We start from the raw sequence: 20178 nt of genomic DNA on the forward strand, positions 1-20178 counted from the left end.
CTTGCCAAGAAAGCGATAGTATATTTTTTTAGTTGGAAGTCCCTAAAGGTTTTTTCTTTCCCTTTTCCCATTCCCCTTTTTCCCCTTAACCGACAAGTATTGGAGTAAGCCGTACTTTTCTAGTAGGAAATAGCAATCCCAATCAGGAAATACTTAGGGTAATTCACTCATCATTCAAAGTTTCAATTAGCAAATCGACTTGCTGCTGTCGCTGCTGCAAAAAATTCTCGCATTGACGCAAATTCTCGACAGCAGTTGTAAATTGTGCAAATACTTCTTCTAATTCCAACTCGCCTGTTTCAATACGAGTAATAATTTGTTCGATTTCAGCCACTTTATCCTCATAATTCCAACCTGTGAGGGCATCAGAATTAGCAGGGTTCTTACGTTTTATCATCCTAATCTTTTACTTCTTCAACTTTCACTTTAACTTCTCCCTGCCCCAATTGAATCAATAACTCATCACCCACAGCTAAATCTGCAGCAGTTCGGGCGATCGCACCATTTTCTTGTATAACTACAGCATAACCACGCTGTAATACTGCTTTTGGGTCAAGGGTCACCAATTTTTGGCGTAACATTTCTAAATGTTGGCTGGCTTGCTGCGATCGCCTTTTTGTAACTTGCACTAATTGCTGACGCTTCCAAGCTAGCCGTTGCTTTTCTTGTTGTACTTGCCGATCTAAGCGTAAATGTTGCAGCCGATTTTGCAATACTCGCAGCTTGTGTTCAGCAGCTTGTGTAGAGTAAAGTACCGCCTCTTGTAAAGCTTCCACTCGTTGCCGATGTTGAGTATACAATTCCGCCAGTGCTGGTACAACCAGTTCTGCCGCAGCAGTGGGAGTATGCACACATACATCTGCAACTAAATCTGCTAAAGATTCATCTCGTTGATGACCAATGCCTGTAATTACTGGTATAGAACAATTAGCTAGCGATCGCACTACTCGTTCATCGTTAAAGCAAGCTAATTCCTCAACTGCGCCGCCTCCCCGTGACAAAATTAGCACCTCGGCTCGCCCATCTCGTTCTACCCGTTCAATGGCTTTTACTATCGATTCTGGCGCTTGCTCACCTTGTACTGTGGCCGGAGAAAATAAAACCTGTAACCCTGGATACCTTTGTTTCAGAGTTCTTTGAATATCACCCCAAGCCGCAGCCGTTGGGGAAGTAATCACGGCGATAGTTTGGGGATGAGAAGGAAGCGATCGCTTTCTTTCGGAATCAAATAACCCCTCAGATAGCAAGCGGTTTTTTAACTGTTGATAGCGTAAAGCCTGTAAACCTGCGCCAGCAGGTAAAGCTTGCCAAACAGATAGCTGATATTCTCCCCTTTGAGGATAAACTCTCAGACTACCTAAAATAATTAACTGTTCACCAGGAATAGGGATTTGCGCCAGCTTTGCCAATTGACTATTCCACGCCACACATTTAATTCCAGCTGTACCATCAGGATCTTGCAATGTGAAAAATAAACCACTGCGATGGTGATTAGCACTGGAAACTTCTCCTGTCACCCAAACTTGTCGCAGTTGATTGTCTTGTTCCAACAGCAAGCGAATGTAGTCAGTTAACCCAGCTACCGAAAGTGCAGTATCAGGAATTAAAGAGTTGACAAAATCGGAAGTCATCAAAGACGCAGCTAAAAATCTATCCAAATCCTAGCAAATCAGTGCTGACTTACTGAAGGAATTAAAAAACGCAGAGGGGCGCAGAGTGTTTTTGGCGTTTAGCAAAGCTGGTTTTTTAACTGTGGTTGTCTATTTGGGCGCGTTGTAAACTACCAGAAAAGTCAACATAAACACTTTTCCATTCAGTAAAAACATCTAAGGCGGTAGTACCAGCTTCTCTATGTCCATTGCCTGTTTGTTTGACACCACCAAAAGGCAAGTGTACTTCAGCACCAATAGTCGGGCCATTGATATAAGTGATACCTGCCTCAATGTCGCGCATAGCTGTAAAAGCGCGGTTAATGTCGCGAGTGTAGACTGAGGAAGATAGACCGTAATTGGTATCGTTGAGGACTGCGATCGCATCTTCAAAGGAGCTAACCTCAATTAATGCGACTACTGGCCCGAATATTTCTTCACGGGCAACCCGCATTTCTGGTGTCACATTATCCAAAATTGTCGGTTTAAAGAAGTTACCGTTTTTTAATTGCCCCTCGCTGGCAATTTCTCCACCAATTAATATTTTTGCCCCTTCTTCACGGGCAATATCTAAATATTTGCTGACTCTTTGCAACTGCGATTCATTAATTAGCGGCCCGATATCTATATCTGGATCGGTTCCAGCCCCTAAGCGTAATTTGCTGGTACGCTCGTAAAGCATGGCAGTAAATTTTTCTTTGATGTCACGATGCAATATTAAACGACTAGTAGCTGTACATCGTTGTCCCGCAGTTCCAAAAGCTCCCCAAACAGCACCATCTAACGCCAGTTCTAAATCTGCGTCTTCCATGACAACTTGAGCATTTTTACCGCCCATTTCCAAGCAAACGCGCTTGTGAGTACGTCCGCAAGTTGCACCGACAAATGCACCTGTTTCGGAAGAGCCAGTAAAAGATACTAAATCCACATCAGGATGCTCGACTAAGGCTTTCCCCGCTTCTTCTCCCACACCATGCACAAGGTTAATGACTCCTGGTGGTAAACCTGCTGCGGCAAAAATCTCAACTAATTTGGTTGCACAGGCGGGGGTATCTTCAGCAGGTTTGAGGATAACGGTATTACCACATACCAATGCTGGCATAGCTTTCCAGCAAGGAATCGCCACGGGAAAATTCCAAGGAGTAATTAAAGCACATACCCCTATTGGCATTCTCACCGTCATAGCAAATTTATTGGGCATTTCTGAGGGTGTCGTTTGCCCGAATAATCGCCGCCCTTCGCCAGCACTATAAAAGGCGCAGTCAATACCTTCTTGCACATCGCCTCTGGCTTCAGTTAAGGGTTTACCCATTTCGCGGCTAATTAACTGAGCGAGTTCTTCTTTGTGCTGAAGTAATATCTCTCCGACACGAAAAATATATTCGGCTCTAGCTGGTGCGGGAACTTTCCGCCAACTGCGGTAAGCTTGACGGGCGGCGGCTACTGCTTGATTAACATCATCTGCTAAGGAACGGGGAAAGATAGCAACAACTTCATTTTTATCAGCAGGGTTGCGACTTTCTAAAGTGGCTCCCCCTAAAGCACTCAACCACTCACCGTTGATGTAATTGCGGCAACTTAAGGCAGTAGTCATTTTTAAGACCTCCAGCTCTACATCCACTGGAACTTTTGTACTAAGTGTGCCGTGCTTTAGAGGTTGTCGTCAAGTATTGGGCATTGGGCATGGGGCATTGGGCATAGTAATGGGTAATTGGTAATGGTATTTATCTCCTTTTCCCTTTCCCCTTTCCCCTTTCCCCTTTTCCCCCATCCCCCTCTGCTTTACTTCATGGCTGCTAAAGTCCGCCGTCCAATGATGCCGTCTGCTCTTAAGCTTTTGGATTTTTGGAATTTGATGACTGCGGAGCGTGTTTGTTTATCAAATACACCATTCACATTTCCGGTGTACAGCCCTTGTTGCTTTAAAAAGTTTTGAGCAGTTTTAACTCCTTCTCCCTTGCTACCTAACTGAAGTGTAGTAGTAGGCTTTGCCGCAGTATTGGTAATTTTTGTAGCGCTAGGCTTTTTAGTTGTATTGGTTGTTGGCTGGCTAGTTTGAGTAACTGGGGTAGTGCTAGCAGGATTTTGAGTTTTATTCGCAGTTTTGGAGAAGGCTGGAAAAGCAGTCGCTAAAGTTAGTACAGGAATTAAAGTAAGTACTTTCCAATTCATAGTTCTAGTTCCTATTAAAAAGAGATTTTGATGTGCAGAGTCATCGTGTCAGGCCTATGACGCGATCGCAAATCTCCTGAGTAAATCTTGGTGCTTTTTATCGCCAAATATTATTTACTCATTTAGATATGAAATAAGCATCACATATCTAATTGACAAGGCTATTGCAGAACTATGACGAAGCTATGACCAATTATTTTCAGTATTAATATAAGTAAAGAAAATTACTTTTATTTTTGACTATTAATTAATACTACTTAATTTTTAAATTAAGAAAGTAACGTTTAATCTGAGTTCTTACACTTTGAATCTGTTACTAGATTGTAGAGAATTAGTAACAATCATTAACTCTATATGCTAAGGCAGATGAAAAGGGAATAAAGACTAAGTACTACAGACAAGAATGTTTTGCGAGAACTTAGAACTAAGAATTTTATTTTTCCAGCTAGGTGGGAGAGTATAGGATTTGAGAGCCAAATATAAGGAAATGAGTGGAGGATTGTTTTCCTCCATGACCCATTTCCTAATCTCTAGTTTCCATTAAATATGAATTCCACATTCAGTTTTGCCGGTTCCCCGCCAGCGTCCAGCACGTTCGTCTTCACCTTCGCCTACTTTGGTGGTGATTGGTTCGTCACCAATGCTGGGATAGCCTTGGTCATGTAGGGGATTGTAAATTACGCCATGTTCAGCTACATAAACCCAGCTTTGTTGGCGTGTCCAGGCAGCTAAAGGATTTACTTTCAAGCGTCCTTGACCATCTAATTCAAAGATAGGCATATTAGCACGGGTAACAGCTTGGTCACGGCGACGACCAGTAATCCAAGCAACTGTATTGAGTTCGTCTAAACCTCTTTGCAAAGGTTCGATTTTTGTAATGTGGTGGAATTTAGTAATATCTCTGTCCCAAAGTGCATCACCGTATTTTGCGTTAAAGGCTTCACGGCTATCTACATCTGGGGTTTTGTAAGTTTGTAGATCTAGGTTATAGATTTCTTTGCTTTTCGCAACTAGTTCTAAGCTTTGGGGGAAGTGGAATAGGGTATCGAGAAAAATAACAGGGACTGGATGCTTCAGTTCACTATAAAGAATATGGGTAATTATCATGTCATCTACGTTAAAGGCGCTGGTTTGCACCAATCCCGTGGCGATATTTTCTACAGACCAAGCCAGTATGTCTTTTGGGGTAGCAGTTTCAAATTGTTGGTTTAACTGTTCTAAATCAAACTCTTTGGTTTGGTTTCTCGATACCGTGGAAACTGTCATGATAATTTTTTTTAGGTAAATGGGTCTTTTACTCCAACAAAGTCTATTTTACCCCAAATAGGTACATATAAAAGCACATAAATCGCTAGGGTATTAGGTATTCAAAAAAATTATAGTTTTTAGTAATTGTACTTATATTGGCAAATATATAGGGATTGGGGAACTCGGGGCCCCCTCTGGGGATAAGGGGTAATGCAGGGCCGTTTCATTCCCTAAAAGTCCTGAAAATGCAAGAGTTCAGGAGATGAAAAATAAGCAAGGCATTCAATATTAGGCATCAACATGGTCAAGAATTTATGACTTTTGCCCTGATATTTATCGCCAATCATATTGACAAAATACATATCCTTACGAATGAAACGGCCCTGCTCTGGGGATAAGGGGTAATGGGGATTGGGGATAAGGGATAAGGGATAAGGGATAAGGGAGATGAGGAGGATGAGGGAGAAAGACCAATGACCAATGACCAATGAATGACCCATTACCCATTACGCACGTAAGTAAATACCACAGCCTTTACTAAGATAGTTTGCGTTAGATAAAGTTTTACCGCACTTATATAGATATTAAATTATGAGACTGGTATTGTTAATGAATCCTTAACTTTGATGTGGATTCTAAGAAAATGAATAAGTCAAAAACTCCTGGATCTTTTGGTGAATCTATAGTTATGGGCGCTCTCATCATGTTAACCAGCGTAAGCATTATCACCATCATGAGTGCATTTTAAGATCATAAAAATAAATTTTAGCAACGAAACTTTACAAAGCTCCTCTGAAACTGAGAGGGGCTTTTACATTTTGTAGTCTAGGCAGTTAGCGATCGCTTACATTGGCGTTAAGTAATTTTGTGAGTTTGGTCAGTGTCTACACTGAGGTGATTATTGGTGCAAGATATCAAGGAAAAAGAAGATAATTTTTGCCAGTCACTATTATGTTGGACTTGCTGATTCAAAATGGGTTGATTTTCGATGGTTTAGGATCTGCACCTATACGTGGGGATGTTGGAATTCAAAATGGCCGGATTGTAGGTATTGCTCCCAGCTTATCTACCCCAGCGCGGGAAGTGGTTGATGCTGCTGGGTTGTGGGTTACGCCAGGATTTATCGATATTCACACCCATTACGATTTAGAGTTAGAGATTGCACCAGGATTGAGCGAATCGGTGCGTCATGGTGTTACCAGCGTGGTGATTGGCAATTGCAGTTTATCTGTTGCCATTGGTGAAGCTCAAATGCTGGCAGATATTTTTCAGCGAGTCGAGACATTATCTCATCGGTTAATTGCCAAATGGTTGAACAAATCAATATCTTGGCAAACACCAGCAGAATATTTACAGCATTTACAACAGTTACCACTAGGGCCAAATATTGCCCCTTTGTTTGGACATAGTGCTTTACGCGCTCATGTTATGGGGTTGGAACGCAGCTTAACCGTTCAGCCGACCAAATTTGAGCTAAAACTGATGCAGCGTATAGCAGCAGATGCTTTAGACGCTGGATTTGTGGGGATTTCTATTGATATGTTTCCTTGGCATCGTATGAGTGGCGAATGGCGAGGTTATACAATTCCCTCACAACACGCGAAATTTAAAGAATATGCGATGTTGGCTAGGCTTTGTAAGCAGCGCGATCGCGTTTTTCAAGTCACTCCCAATTTACAAAAGCTGGCTTCTTTTGTAGAGATTCTGCGTATGGGTTCGGGGTTTGGCAAACGGCTGCGGCTAACTGTCCTCTCTGCTTTAGATGCTGTACATAATCGCCAACTCTGGCGATTATTTTCCCCTCTTCTATTTATTTGGAATCGGCTTCTCAATGGAAATGTGCGCTTTCAAACCCTAACAGAACCATTCACAATTTATTCTGATGGCCCCGTTACTCCCTTATTTGAAGAATTCGCTACAGGCGCACAATTAAATGGTTGTGAGTCACGCCAAGAACGGGAAAAATTGTGGCAATCTGAAGGTTTTCGTCAGCAATTCCGTCAAGAATGGCTGAGTAAATGGCGAAATTCTTTTCATCGCCGATTAGATTTGATGGAAGTTGTTCGCTGTCCCGAAGCAAGTTGGCAAGGGTTGAGTTTTGCGGAAATTGCCCATCAAAAGCAACAGGAACCAGTAGATTTTTTGATCCAGGCGTTGCAAAAATACGATACAGATTTGCGCTGGGTAGCAACAGGAGCGAACGATCGCTTAAAACCGCGTTTGGCGATGATGCAGCACCCACATATTTTACCTGGATTTACTGATGCTGGCGCTCATGTGCGTAACCTGGGATACTATGATGGCGCATTGTCTTTACTGAAGCAGGCTGTAACAACGAATTTTCTGACATCAGAAGCGGCGATTTTTCGAGTTACAGGAGAACTAGCAACTTGGTTTCGTCTGGATACGGGGGTGCTGAGAGTTGGTGCAAAAGCAGATATAGTTTTACTTAACCCTAATGCGCTCAATCAGCCAATCAGTCCCCAAGTGGAAATATTAGATCCCGTTTTGGATGGTGAACCTCGGATGGTAAAGCGCGGTTCAGATGAGATTGTGCAAGCGGTTTATATTAATGGAGTTCGGGTTATTTCTAAGGGAGAGGTGAGCGATCGCTTAGGGCGTGAAAAATTGGGAAGTGTTTTGTCTCCTTTGTCATAAGAGTATTTCTCACAGAGAAGCAGAGAGCGCTATCCAAGAACTTGTTTGGATTGCATATTAAAGCAATATTTTCCGACAATTGCTTATCTTAAAATAGATATTAAATCTTAAATTTGCTCTAGTAGGCGATGGATACTACAGATAATTACGCTAGCGAAGATAAATGATAGAATTAAATTTTTATTATCTGAATAATCCCCATTCAAATAATGTTTACCATAAATAAATCATTTAGAGGATACAGAACTGTTTCCTATATATCTGTAATATCTTTTTTTAATTAGTATAAGGTGATGACTAAACTAGAAATTATGTTGAAAAATAATCTATCTACGGCATGATGAAGATAAATTATTAATAGCTTTATAGTATTTTAACGATGCCCAAGTTAAGATTGAAGCGGCAAGTATTATAACTCGCTAAAGTAATACCAAAAATTGCGATCACTTGTGTTAAATCTATTAAAAATTTGCATCAGAATCATGTTTCCTGCTGTCAATTCCATTACGACAGCAGAATTTGCTAAGTGGCGATCGGATTCTGCCAAGCTACAGCCTTTAGTGTTAGATGCGCGCAGTCCAGCAGAGTATGGGGTCAGTCATCTCAAATCAGCAATACATATCGATCCGATTGTTTTACACTCAAAAAATGCTTTGAGGATTTCAAAAGATAGCCCTATTGTTGTGTACTGTTCAATTGGTTATCGTAGCGCCAAAATTGCTCAACAGCTTCAAAAGCAAGGTTTTACCTCTATTTACAACTTAAGCGGAGGTATTTTTGAGTGGGCAAATGAAGGACGACTTCTTTTTAAAGATGACAACCAGCAAACAGAGTTTGTGCATCCTTATGATGCAAATTGGGGAAAAATGCTGAAAGCTAATTACCATCCTCAAAATTGTTCTTATCTCGCTTCTCGATGACAAAAAAGCGCCAATAAGGAAAAAGATAATTAGCAAAAGATCATAGCTTTGCTCCTCGACTTCTTTATTTGAGTTTGATGGATGATTAAACCCCACAAATACAAACAACAATCAGGAACAAGCTACTTATGTCTCAAGTTTCGATTGTTATCCCTACTTTAAATGAAGCAGCTAGTTTAGAGCGTACACTACGTCAACTGACGCTACTTCACCCCCCTGCAAAAGAGGTGATAGTTGTGGACGGTGGTAGCGAAGATGAGACAATAGCGATCGCCAAACAAAGCACTGAATCATTTGATCACAAATTAAATATGCAAGTTCTCTGTTGCGAACGACGCGGACGTTCTATACAAATGAACCACGGCGCATTAGTTGCAACTGGAGATATTATTTGCTTTCTCCATGCAGATACTTGGGTTCCTGATGATTTGATTGCAGTGATTGAGAAAACTTTAGCAGAGCCGCAAGTCGCCTGTGGGGGTTTTATTTCGCTGATGGTAGGTTCTTATCATACTCGCTGGGGTATATCTTTACACAACTACCTCAAAACTTACTACGCTCCTCTATTATTTAGACCTCGCTTATTTTTTAAAGGCTTGCGCCTGTTGTTCGGCGATCAAGTTATGTTCTGTCGGCGAACGGATTTTTGGTATTGTGGCGCATTCGATGAGGCTTTACCAATTATGGAGGATGGAGATTTGTGCTTGAAATTAGTACAAAAGGGACGAATCTCTTTAGTCAACCGCATCGTTCAAAGTTCGGATCGTCGGGTTGCACGTTGGGGAAGCTGGAAAGCTACCGCTATTTACTTGTATATCGGTATTTTGTGGGGAATTGGTGTTGATGCTAATTACCTCAAGCAATTTTATCAAGATATTCGCTGATTAAGGCTCCAGTCATAGTCAAGATAAGATATTTGAGTTGCAGCACTTAAGGGTAAATCTGTTTTTAAATAGGAATTAATGTATTCTGGAATCGAAGGCGCAACTTGTAAAAAATCCTGACGATACCACTTAAAAATTTTATTACAATAGAGTTTTTGACTATCAAAATCATAATAAACTTTTTGCGAATTGTTGATAAAGCGATAGGCATCTTCATCTAATTGCTGCATAACTTGCTCAGGAAAATATGCCCCAGCACGTAGTAAAGGACAACCAATAGAAGCGCAGACAATCGCAAAATGAATTCTTGGTTCTTTTAGCTTATTTCTTAAAATTTGATTTTCGATTTGAGCAAGACTATAACGATTGCCAAATATTTCATAAATTGGGCGTTGAAAAAACCATAAAAAAGCTAGCCAATTAGGAATCCCTAAAAAATTTGGCAAAATTGATTTTAGGGGATATTGTTTTAAAATTGTGGAAATAGTAAATGCATTGTAGAGGTTAATCCACAATGTTAATTCTTCCATGACTGTAAGTTGAGAATTTAAATGTAAATGCTTTTTGCTTTGTAACCAATCATCAAGCACTTGGGGTTGCTCTGTTTTCCAAGCAAAATAATCTACACGACCTTTTCGATCAACATACTGATGCAGTAACCTGTCCCAAGGTTCAAAATCAATCATAAATTATACCAATTCAAATAATGTTTGCGACAGATAAATTCTTTGTAAGGGCACGGCATCCGCATTCTTTTGGCATATCAAATATCTTATTGGTGCCGTGCCCCTACCCATCTGTCGCATTCTTTTTTCAAAATGGTATTACTTGGAATTTGGCAACAAGACAATTGATGTAGATTCAAATATGTTTGCAAGTCAAAGCATTTGAACTTGGCGAATACCCTAACATATATAACCAGCTACGCGAACTGTCTTTAGAGGTTATTGATCTAGTAAAAATAAAATTATTGTAGGATGCGTTAGGCGCTTTTTTCCAATATGATTTGTCATGAAATAACTATCTTAGCGCCTAACGTATCATCCATACATCGGGTGGTGCTTTACTGCTCTAATTATCTTTATCCAAAACTCCATAAAAAAAGAAAGAAGATGCAAAAATCTCTCCTTTCTTTACCTTTTATTTAATGAATTAATCTTCGCTCAGGACTGAGTACTCCGAGTTAACTTTCTTCTTGATTCTCAACTTTACGGCCAGGAGAAGATTCATACAAAGCATCTAGCTGTTGGCGAGCATCTTCGACGTTGATTGACCGCATCACTAATAATGGTTCTTTAATTAAGTTACCTGCATTATCTAATAATTCTGGATGTGGCGGAAAATGCTTGTTAACTGAGGGATAGCCATATCTCCCCTGGTTTCTTGTTGCTGGATAATTGCGCTCTCGATCAAAACTAAACATGATCAGATTGCGAATTAGATTAGCAACAGCAATAACGGCAAGAATTGTAAAAGCAAGAATGTAAAGCAGGTGTAACATCGGGTTATCCTCCAGAGGAAGCAAGTTCTAAAAGTTTTTACTGTAACTTTTCGCTTTACTAGTAATTAAAATTACAGATAGAGCGAATGGCTGAAGCACATTGATATGTCTATGTTTCGCAGGGGGGAATGTATTGACCGTTATTCAAAACACGGTAGCATGTTATACATCTTTTTCTGTTTTATTCAAAATTTATTAAGGATTGAGTACTAAATATCGAACCGGAATATCGCGTTGCTTTTTTAATTAAGTCTACCGAACTTAATGAAAAAAAACTTCATTCTCACACATCTCTTTCTTTATGGAAGCGTATTGCCACATTCCAGCATTCTGTCACTAATTCGTGCCAAGGCTTAATTGTTGCCATTTCAATACCAACTTGCCCATCAGTTGCACTGAACATCATCTTTGCTGTATTGAGTTCATCCTGGGCTTGCTGAATTCTGAGAAGCAAGTCTAATTTGTCTTGCTCACTCATAAATGATATTTGCTCGGTTTCCAGAAATTTACGCGATCGCGTAAACCAATACTGAAAATCCTCTAACAGCGGTTCCAATAAAGCTTTGAGCACTTCAGCCCCTGGTACATTTGAGTCTCGCATAAATGAGAAGCATACGTCTATCTTTCTTTATAATATTAACCTTATTTACAATTCTTAATATTATATTTTAATCCCTCCACAGATAGATGTAAAGCAAACTGTAGCTTCTGATACTTTTTTCTATTTTATCCTTATTCCCAAAGATTTGCATAGATCCTCCAATGAGAATGTTGCAAGTGAAATAATTATAAAAGCTAGAAAAAGTCAACTGCGATCGTTGTAAGGTAAATTCATTCGTAGGATAGATTCTAATATTAAAGATATATTGAGAATTTTTGATTTTCTGTAAATAGAAAGTAAGTTTACATTGATCCCCTATGGTAAGTTCCTACAATTCCTTGCACGTAGTTTGTTTAAGCCTGTAGGTTGTGTTGAATCTAAGTGAGGTCAAGCTGCTTCTGCAAAATGCCAAAGAGTCTCACTCAATACTTTTATTTAAAAATCAAAAATATAAAATTAAAATATTAAAGGCAAAATAATACCAATACAAAATTCAAACAGGCAAAATTGCTGGGAATTGCTAGAACTGTTTGCGGTACAAAAGCTTAACCTAAAATCCAAAATCCCAAATTGGTATAACTCCCCTGGCTTCGGGAACCAGGAGTGTTAAACAAAATGCCTACCTGCATGATTACAAACGCTGGAGTATGTTTAAACCGTGGGTATCAGTACCGCAGGTATTGTAAAGACCATATTCATTAGCCAAATGTTGTATTTGTTCTGATTCTAAAGAACTTGGCCGCCAAGGGTTCGGGTTATTGTAAGCGTAGAAAGTTTCTACACCATCAATTCCTCTTTCAGCAGCAGCAGGTATTAAATCTAAGTGCGATCGCCTGTAGCGCGCTGGATGAGCTAATACTGCTAATCCCCCCGCCTCATGAATCGCAGCAATGACGTTATTTGCTTGATATTCTGCGCCTGTTGTGGCTTTTCTTTGCAAATAGGGTTTCATGCTATGGTGTTCTGGCTGGAAGGAGTAAGCCAGAATATGAACTTCCACGTCTAAAAGGTTGGCATTAATTTCTACACCACTCCATAGATGAGGAATGCTTGCACCAGGATTATTCCATTTCCAGTCTTCTAACCAAGCTTTGGCAACTTGGTATCCACCAATACTATGATGATCAGTGATTGCTAGTCCTTGTAAACCAATAGCGATCGCTTGTTCCATTAATGTATTTGGCTGCAATCTGCCATCAGAGTGGACAGTATGTATATGAAAATTAAATGACCTCGGACAACTTTGAGCATTAATATTTTGGAATACTTGCTTTAAAATTTCCGTGGAAGCTGAAGTCCGAGCAAAATTTACAACCATAACCCCTCAAAGACAAAAATACATTGTTCTCAACACAGGAACACGCTGCATATTTCTAGACGAGAAACCATCAACACCATAAGCTAGTGTTGGTAAGTATTTTCTCGAATTCGACCGCAAATTTTTCAATATGTTAAGACTACGTTAGCAAATCTCAACGCTGACGGGCATGAGTATTTTCGATTGCATTTATCAGCATACGTAACAAATAAGTCTAAACACTTATTCATTGCATAGAGATTAGTTCATGAGTGACTACAGCAGTTAACAGTCAACTATCAACTGTCAACACAATTCAATATGCTTTGTTCGATGTGCAACAGCCGATCAATGTTCAATACTGTTTGGTTAAGGGTAAAAAAGCAAAGGGGAAAGGGAAAAGAAAATATCTTTAACCTTTTCCCCAAACCCAATGGTGATGTAAAAATGCTTAACTGCGTAGTATTGAATGAATATTGTTATTTAATCAAGCAATCCGACTAATGAATTGTCACCAGTAATTACTTCACCAATTGCAAAAGCAGGAATATCTTGTGATTGAAAGAAGGTTATTACCTGGTCAGCACTATTTGGTGGGACTAATAGCACATAGCCAATACCCATATTGAAGGTGTTATACATTGCTTCATTATTCACCCCTCCAGCTTCAGCTATCCACTGAAATAGTGGGGGAGTTGTTAAACTCTGGCGATCAATTTTAATTGCTTGACCTGTGCTTAAACATCTGGGTAAATTTTCTGGTAACCCACCACCTGTAATATGTGCCATACCGTTAATTTCTAAACCAGCTTGACGTGCAGCTAGGATAGGTTTGACATAAATACAGGTCGGTTTGAGGAAAGCTTCTGCAATGGTTTCGCCACCTAACAATTTTGGGCGTTCATTCCAATCGAATTTGCCATCGCTCACAATCTTTCGGACTAAACTTAAGCCATTACTATGCACACCAGAACTAGCAAGAGCGATCGCAACATCTCCTACTTGCACCTGGGAACCATCAAGCATCTGGCTTTTTTCTACAATCCCTACACAAAATCCCGCCAAATCATACTCACCGACTTGGTAAAAACCTGGCATTTCTGCGGTTTCTCCCCCCAGCAAAGCACAACCAGCTTGCTGACACCCAGCCGCAATTCCTGCAACCACCTCAGTTAACTGCTCTTTATCCAACTTACCTGTTGCCAGATAATCTAAAAAAAACAGTGGTTCGGCTCCAGATGTGAGCACATCATTAACGCACATCGCCACCAAATCAATACCTACGGTATCGTGGCGATTGAGAACTTGAGCAATTTTGAGCTTTGTCCCGACACCATCTGTTCCAGAGACTAATACTGGTTCCTTAAAACCCCCTGGAAGCTGAAAACAACCACCAAAACCACCCAGTCCACCAAGTACTTCTTTTCTAAAAGTACTGTGAACCAAATTGCGAATTTTATCTACAAAGGCTCGCCCAGCCTCAACATCTACCCCAGCGTCCCGATAATCCATTCCTGACTGCTTCCTGACGGCACTGTTTTCAATTCACTCTAGTTAAGTAGAGTCAAGCTTTAACAACCTTTAGGTGAGTCATTAAGACTCACCCAAGTTAAACTATACCAACAAAGCCTGCTGTTCTATAGAAATCACGCGCCCTTCGTCCTCAAAACCGACAATTTGATCGAAGTTCAAATACCGATATAAATTCTCAGCGAAAGGATGAATTTTATTCGCCACAATATCCAAGTATTCTTGTACTGTGGGAATGCGTCCTAATAATGCACAAACTGCGGCTAATTCGGCGGAACCTAAATACACTCTTGCACCTTTACCCATGCGGTTATTAAAGTTGCGGGTAGAGGTAGAAAATACAGTTGTGCCATCAGCAACTCGCGCTTGGTTACCCATACATAAACTGCATCCTGGCATTTCTGTTCTTGCACCCGCCGCACCAAATACGCTATATACACCTTCTTCTTTTAATTGGTGTTCGTCCATGCGGGTTGGCGGTGCTATCCACAGGCGTGTTTTTACTTCACCTGCGCCTTCTAAAACTTTAGCTGTTGCCCGATAATGACCGATATTTGTCATACAAGAACCAACAAATACTTCTTGTACTGGATCGTTAGCAACTTCCGATAATAATTTCACATTATCGGGGTCATTGGGAGCGGCAACAATTGGTTCTTTGATTTCGTTCAAATCAATTTCAATGATTTCGGCATATTCTGCATCTGCATCAGCTTCCAGTAATACAGGATTGGCTAACCATTCTTCCATTTTGGCGATGCGACGGAGCAAAGTACGCTCATCATGGTAGCCTCTGGCTATCATGTTTTTTAACAGCGTAATGTTAGAACGCAGATATTCAGCAATTGTTTCTGGACTTAGCTTAATTGTGCAACCTGCACAGGAACGTTCTGCTGATGCATCTGTTAATTCAAAGGCTTGTTCAACTTTTAAATCTGGCAAGCCTTCCATTTCTAAAATTCGCCCAGAGAAAATATTTTTCTTGTTCTCTTTCTCTACTGTTAACAATCCTTTTTGAATGGCGACGTAGGGAATAGCGTTAACAATATCTCTGAGGGTAATACCAGGTTGTAATTCTCCTTTGAATCTTACCAGAACAGATTCTGGCATATCCAAAGGCATGACACCCAAAGCGGCGGCAAAGGCTACTAACCCAGAACCTGCGGGGAAGGAAATACCTAAGGGGAAGCGGGTGTGAGAGTCGCCACCAGTTCCGACGGTATCAGGTAGCAGCATCCGGTTTAACCAAGAGTGAATGATACCATCACCAGGACGTAAAGCAACGCCACCACGTTGGGCGAAAAAGTCTGGTAAGTCGTGATGGGTTTTGATATCTACTGGTTTGGGATAAGCGGCGGTGTGACAGAAACTCTGCATTACCAAATCAGCACTGAAACCAAGACAGGCGAGTTCTTTTAACTCGTCGCGGGTCATGGGGCCTGTGGTATCTTGGGAACCAACTGTTGTCATGATGGGTTCGCAAGATGTACTAGGACGCACACCGGGTAATCCGCAAGCTTTCCCTACCATTTTCTGGGCGAGGGTGTAGCCTTTACCTGTATCTTCCGGTGCTTGGGGACGGATAAATAAGCTGCTGGGTTCTAAACCAAGTGCTTGGCGGGTTTTGTCGGTGAGGGTACGCCCAATTAATAAAGGAATGCGCCCACCTGCACGAACTTCATCGAGGATGGTATCGGGTTTGAGGTTGAAGGTGGAAATAACTTCGCCGGCTTCGTTGGTGATTTCGCCTTTGTAGGGATGGATAGTAATTACCATACCTGTTTCTAACTTGGTGACATCGCATTGAATAGGCAAAGCACCAGCATCTTCAGCTGTATTAAAGAAAATAGGCGCGATCGCACCACCTAAAATATATCCCCCAGCGCGTTTGTTGGGAACAAAGGGAATATCATTACCCATGTGCCACAATACGGAGTTGATGGCAGATTTCCGGGATGAACCTGTACCCACTACATCACCAACATAGGCGACAGGATGTCCTTTTTTCTTTAACTCGGCAATGGTTTTTAAGCTTCCCGGTTGCCGTGACTCTAGCATCACTAAGGCGTGTAAGGGAATATCCGGGCGAGTGGTAGCACTTTGGGCGGGGGATAAGTCGTCGGTGTTGGTTTCCCCAGGAACTTTGAAAACTGTAACGGTAATTGTTTCTGGGAGTTGGGGACGCACAGTAAACCACTCAGCTTCCGCCCAAGAGTCTATGACGCGTTTGGCATAGGGATTGGTTTTGGATAATTCCAAAACATCATGGAAAGCATCATACACCAACAAAATTTTGCTGAGGGCGTTGGCGGCATAAGCGGCGATGGGTTCCTTTCCTTGTCCCTGCATGACTAAAGGAGTTTCAGCAGAGTCTGATACAGATACAGTAGGAGTTTGCAGCAATTCAATTAAAGATTGCACATTATAGCCACCTACCATCGTTCCCAGTAATTCTACTGCTTGGATGGGTGATATTAAGGGGCTTTTGGTTTCACCTTTGGCAATAGCTGTGAGAAACCCTGCTTTGACATAAGCTGCAGCATCAACTCCAGGGGGTACGCGATCGCGCAATAAATGCAATAATGTATCTTCTTCACCCTTGGGCGGATTCTTCAGTAATTCGCACAACTCTGAAGTTTGCTTGGCATCTAGCGGTAAGGGGGGAATTCCTAATTCAGCTCTTTCTACAACGTGTTGACGATATGATTCCAACATTCTACACTCCAAGATATTAGCCAAAAATGGTTTTAGTGTTTATAATCACTGCCTATATTTCAAGAGAACTCAAGCTTACAAGTCTTCATTCACGGTATCAACTGGTAATGAGTCTCCCTACTTGAAGTTTTTGGTCTGGCCAGGACTTATAATTATCACTGTATAGCTACTTCTGCCAATAAATCTATTTGAAAATAATTTTTGGGTTGGCATTTCTCGACTTGGTTGTGTGTCTATTCATCAGATAAAATATTTCCTTTGTTAGTTAAATTACATTCTTTTTGTATATGTCCAAAACATACACCGTTGAGATTAACCACCAAGGCAAAATTTATACTTTGCAAGTGCCCGAAAACGAAACTATTTTATCAGTTGCTCAATCTTCTGGTTTGGACTTGCCAACTTCTTGTGGTGCAGGTGTTTGCACAACTTGCGCTGGTCAACTTAGCGAGGGAACTGTAGATCAAACTGATGGTATGGGCGTTAGTCCAGAATTACAAAAACAAGGCTATGTGTTACTTTGTGTAGCCAGACCTCTTTCTGATATAAAAGTGGAAACTGAAAAAGAAGATACACTTTATCAGTTGCAATTTGGCAGAGGCTAATTAAAGGATAAAATATCAAGGCTAAAGGATGAAAATTTGACAGAAATTTATCTTTTAATACTTCATCCTTTATGCTGATATCAGTTATTCTAGAAAGCAATAATAACAAGGATAGGCGAGAATGACTACTCATTTTATTACCGCAGAAATTGACCTCCAAGAAACTCCTACAGAGTTAGAGCAAGCAATCGCCGCAGAATTAGAAAAACAGGGTGAACCTTTACGTTGGGCAATTACCTCTGTGGATACAGAACAGGAAAAGGCTACTGTGGAAGCTGTTGTTACTACAGCAAGTGCAGAATAATTACTAATTCGTAATTCGTAATTCGTAATTCACAAACTAGTATAAGACCCTTGATTTCTCAATCGAGAAGTCAAGCACATGGTGATGAATGTTTGAAAATCTGCATGTCTAAAAGCATAGGACAATAATTACGAATTACGAATTATCAATTACCAACTATTTTATGCAACGTCCATATACTGCTATTTTAATTGTACCTACTGGTGTGGGTGCAGCAATTGGGGGTTATGCCGGGGATGCTTTACCTGTAGCCAGAGTTATATCACAGGTGTGCGATCGCCTCATTACTCACCCCAATGTCCTCAATGGTGCAAGTTTGTACTGGAATTTACCCAACACTTTATACGTTGAAGGTTACGGATTAGACAAATTTGCTGCGGGAGAATGGGGTTTGCGCCCTGTACATCGAAATAAAATAGGTTTACTTTTAGACCAAGGGATAGACCCAGAACTAAGGCTACGACACTTGCAAGCAGCAGATGCAGCCAGAGCCACCCTCGGGTTAAGCTTGACAGATTATGTTGTCACAGATACGCCATTAAATATAGAATTACGCACATCACCATCGGGGATTAGTTGGGGGACAATTGGTAACCCCGATAGTTTATTAAGAGCAGCAGAAGTATTAATTAAACAAGCGGGTGCAGATGCGATCGCAGTAGTAGCCCGTTTCCCCGATGATATAGAAGCGTCAGCAGTGGAAAACTATCGCCAAGGTAAAGGCGTAGATCCCCTAGCAGGTGCAGAAGCAGTCATTAGCCATTTAATTGTGCGTACTTTTCAAATTCCCTGCGCCCATGCTCCGGCTTTAGCCTCATTCCCACCAGATGCGAATTTATCTCCCCGTTCCGCCGCCGAAGAATTAGGCTATACTTTTTTACCGTGCGTACTTGTAGGTTTAAGTCGCGCACCACAATTTATCATAGAGAAAGGAACAATCAAATATCTACCAGAAGATATTTGGTCAGAGCAAGTTGATGCTGCAATAATACCAGCAACCGCTTGTGGTAGTAGTGCAATTTTGCGCCTAAATCAGAAGCAATGCCAAATTATTACTGTCGCAGAAAACCAAACTCAGATCCAAGTTCCTCCAGAACCTTTAGGAATCAAGTCCATACAGGTAAACTCATATTTAGAAGCAGTAGGTGTTTTAGCAGCACACAAAGCAGGTGTAGATCCCGCTGCTCTCCGTCCAAAAATAAATTCTCTACAGCAACTTGTTATTAGTTAAGAGTCAAAAGTCAAGAGTCAAGAGTCAAAAGTCAAAATTAATAAATTATTTTTTCCATAATCCCTATCTAGCCCCCAATCCCCAATCCCCAGTCCCCAGTCCCCAATCCCCCAATCCCCAATCCCCAATCCCCAATCCCCAGTCCCCAATTCCCCTAAACACCCGTGGTTGAACAACAAAAACAAGAACCAGAAATTCCTTACCTGACACGCATCCAAGTATTGGGAGCGATGGGAGCGACTGCAATTATTTTGTGGATAGTCGCTAAATTGTGGTTGCGCTTTGGTGGCTTTTCCCTGTTTCCTTGGCGTTGGAATGAAACTGATTTGCTTTTGGGGCTGGGACTAGGATTAATTATTACTCTTGTGAGTGGCTTAACTTATCGCTTTGTGCCAGCCTACCGTAAAAGCGCAGATTATTATCTAGACTTGGTGCTAAAGCCTTTAGTTTTACCAGATATTATTTGGCTGGGATTGCTACCGGGATTAAGTGAAGAATTATTATTTCGGGGTGTGATGATTCCCGCTTTAGGCGCGGATCATGTTGCTGTGATTGTATCCAGTCTTTGCTTTGGAGTATTGCATCTGAGTGGTTCTCAACAATGGCCTTATGTGATTTGGGCAACTATTGTTGGATTAATGCTAGGCTATGGTGCGGTATTGAGTGGCAATTTGCTAGTGCCAATTATTGCCCATGTGATAACGAATTTGATTTCTAGTTACTTGTGGAAATTGCGAAAAGTATAAAACCTAAATTGTAAGAAGCTGTTAATATGTTCGCTAAATCTAAATAATATGAGCTTAAGCTTTTTGCAAAGTATTTAAGTTTAGCTTAAACTCATTATATTTAATTGCGACAGCTTA

General features: G+C 40.9%; 18 protein-coding genes. 7 read left to right on the forward strand and 11 right to left on the reverse strand.

The window, feature by feature from the left end:
* Positions 1–163 precede the first annotated feature (163 nt).
* The 5 genes from xseB to cysH all read right to left on the reverse strand — a co-directional run bounded on the left by xseB (position 164) and on the right by cysH (position 5087).
* Positions 164–397, reverse strand: a complete 234-nt coding sequence (gene xseB / locus AACU25_RS11160; RefSeq protein ID WP_096575574.1) for an exodeoxyribonuclease VII small subunit — start codon at positions 395–397, stop codon at positions 164–166.
* A 1-nt stretch (position 398) separates the two neighbouring features.
* Complete coding sequence (xseA, locus tag AACU25_RS11165; RefSeq protein ID WP_096575576.1) at positions 399–1631, reverse strand: exodeoxyribonuclease VII large subunit; 1233 nt, start codon at positions 1629–1631, stop codon at positions 399–401.
* Positions 1632–1746: 115 nt separating this feature from the next.
* On the reverse strand, positions 1747–3243 hold the full coding sequence (locus AACU25_RS11170; RefSeq protein WP_096575578.1) for an aldehyde dehydrogenase family protein: 1497 nt from the start codon (positions 3241–3243) through the stop codon (positions 1747–1749).
* Positions 3244–3431: 188 nt separating this feature from the next.
* Positions 3432–3821 carry a peptidoglycan-binding domain-containing protein gene (locus AACU25_RS11175; protein ID WP_096575580.1) on the reverse strand — a complete coding sequence of 130 codons (390 nt, stop codon included), beginning with the start codon at positions 3819–3821 and terminating at the stop codon, positions 3432–3434.
* Positions 3822–4361: 540 nt separating this feature from the next.
* Positions 4362–5087, reverse strand: coding sequence for a phosphoadenosine phosphosulfate reductase (gene cysH / locus AACU25_RS11180; RefSeq protein WP_096575582.1), 726 nt, complete (start codon positions 5085–5087; stop codon positions 4362–4364).
* 918 nt (positions 5088–6005) lie between these two features.
* Between cysH and AACU25_RS11185 the strand changes: the two genes are divergently transcribed.
* The 3 genes from AACU25_RS11185 to AACU25_RS11195 all read left to right on the forward strand — a co-directional run bounded on the left by AACU25_RS11185 (position 6006) and on the right by AACU25_RS11195 (position 9531).
* The gene (locus AACU25_RS11185) at positions 6006–7727 is read left to right on the forward strand and encodes an N-acyl-D-amino-acid deacylase family protein (RefSeq protein ID WP_321206637.1); all 1722 of its coding nucleotides are present in this window, start codon (positions 6006–6008) and stop codon (positions 7725–7727) included.
* A gap of 482 nt (positions 7728–8209) precedes the next feature.
* Positions 8210–8647, forward strand: a complete 438-nt coding sequence (locus AACU25_RS11190; RefSeq protein WP_096575586.1) for a rhodanese-like domain-containing protein — start codon at positions 8210–8212, stop codon at positions 8645–8647.
* 128 nt (positions 8648–8775) lie between these two features.
* The gene (locus tag AACU25_RS11195; RefSeq protein WP_096575588.1) at positions 8776–9531 is read left to right on the forward strand and encodes a TIGR04283 family arsenosugar biosynthesis glycosyltransferase; all 756 of its coding nucleotides are present in this window, start codon (positions 8776–8778) and stop codon (positions 9529–9531) included.
* On the opposite strand, the gene AACU25_RS11200 is transcribed toward AACU25_RS11195, so the two are convergent.
* The 6 genes from AACU25_RS11200 to acnB all read right to left on the reverse strand — a co-directional run bounded on the left by AACU25_RS11200 (position 9516) and on the right by acnB (position 17175).
* The gene (locus tag AACU25_RS11200; RefSeq protein WP_096575590.1) at positions 9516–10217 is read right to left on the reverse strand and encodes a DUF547 domain-containing protein; all 702 of its coding nucleotides are present in this window, start codon (positions 10215–10217) and stop codon (positions 9516–9518) included. The two genes, AACU25_RS11195 and AACU25_RS11200, sit on opposite strands and share 16 nt — an antisense overlap.
* A 497-nt stretch (positions 10218–10714) precedes the next feature.
* A complete protein-coding gene (locus AACU25_RS11205) occupies positions 10715–11032 on the reverse strand; it encodes a DUF2973 domain-containing protein (protein ID WP_096575592.1) in 318 nt (105 codons plus the stop codon).
* A 283-nt stretch (positions 11033–11315) separates the two neighbouring features.
* A complete protein-coding gene (locus AACU25_RS11210) occupies positions 11316–11633 on the reverse strand; it encodes a DUF2605 domain-containing protein (RefSeq protein WP_096575594.1) in 318 nt (105 codons plus the stop codon).
* Between the two features lie 631 nt (positions 11634–12264).
* Positions 12265–12951: a PHP domain-containing protein gene (locus AACU25_RS11215; RefSeq protein WP_096575596.1), complete on the reverse strand. Its 687-nt coding sequence runs from the start codon at positions 12949–12951 to the stop codon at positions 12265–12267.
* 462 nt (positions 12952–13413) lie between these two features.
* Complete coding sequence (gene purM, locus AACU25_RS11220) at positions 13414–14442, reverse strand: phosphoribosylformylglycinamidine cyclo-ligase (RefSeq protein WP_096575598.1); 1029 nt, start codon at positions 14440–14442, stop codon at positions 13414–13416.
* Between the two features lie 102 nt (positions 14443–14544).
* Positions 14545–17175 carry a bifunctional aconitate hydratase 2/2-methylisocitrate dehydratase gene (acnB, locus tag AACU25_RS11225; RefSeq protein ID WP_096575600.1) on the reverse strand — a complete coding sequence of 877 codons (2631 nt, stop codon included), beginning with the start codon at positions 17173–17175 and terminating at the stop codon, positions 14545–14547.
* Positions 17176–17462: 287 nt separating this feature from the next.
* On the opposite strand from acnB, the gene AACU25_RS11230 reads away from it, so the two are divergent.
* From AACU25_RS11230 to AACU25_RS11245, 4 genes are all read left to right on the forward strand, one after another.
* Complete coding sequence (locus tag AACU25_RS11230; RefSeq protein WP_096575602.1) at positions 17463–17780, forward strand: 2Fe-2S iron-sulfur cluster-binding protein; 318 nt, start codon at positions 17463–17465, stop codon at positions 17778–17780.
* A gap of 121 nt (positions 17781–17901) precedes the next feature.
* On the forward strand, positions 17902–18084 hold the full coding sequence (locus tag AACU25_RS11235; RefSeq protein WP_096575604.1) for a hypothetical protein: 183 nt from the start codon (positions 17902–17904) through the stop codon (positions 18082–18084).
* Between the two features lie 163 nt (positions 18085–18247).
* Positions 18248–19315, forward strand: a complete 1068-nt coding sequence (locus AACU25_RS11240) for a DUF3326 domain-containing protein (protein WP_096575606.1) — start codon at positions 18248–18250, stop codon at positions 19313–19315.
* A 164-nt stretch (positions 19316–19479) separates the two neighbouring features.
* A complete protein-coding gene (locus tag AACU25_RS11245; RefSeq protein WP_096575608.1) occupies positions 19480–20061 on the forward strand; it encodes a CPBP family intramembrane glutamic endopeptidase in 582 nt (193 codons plus the stop codon).
* Positions 20062–20178 lie beyond the last annotated feature (117 nt).

This window comes from Tolypothrix tenuis PCC 7101 (genome assembly GCF_963874875.1).
GTDB lineage: Bacteria > Cyanobacteriota > Cyanobacteriia > Cyanobacteriales > Nostocaceae > Aulosira > Aulosira tenue.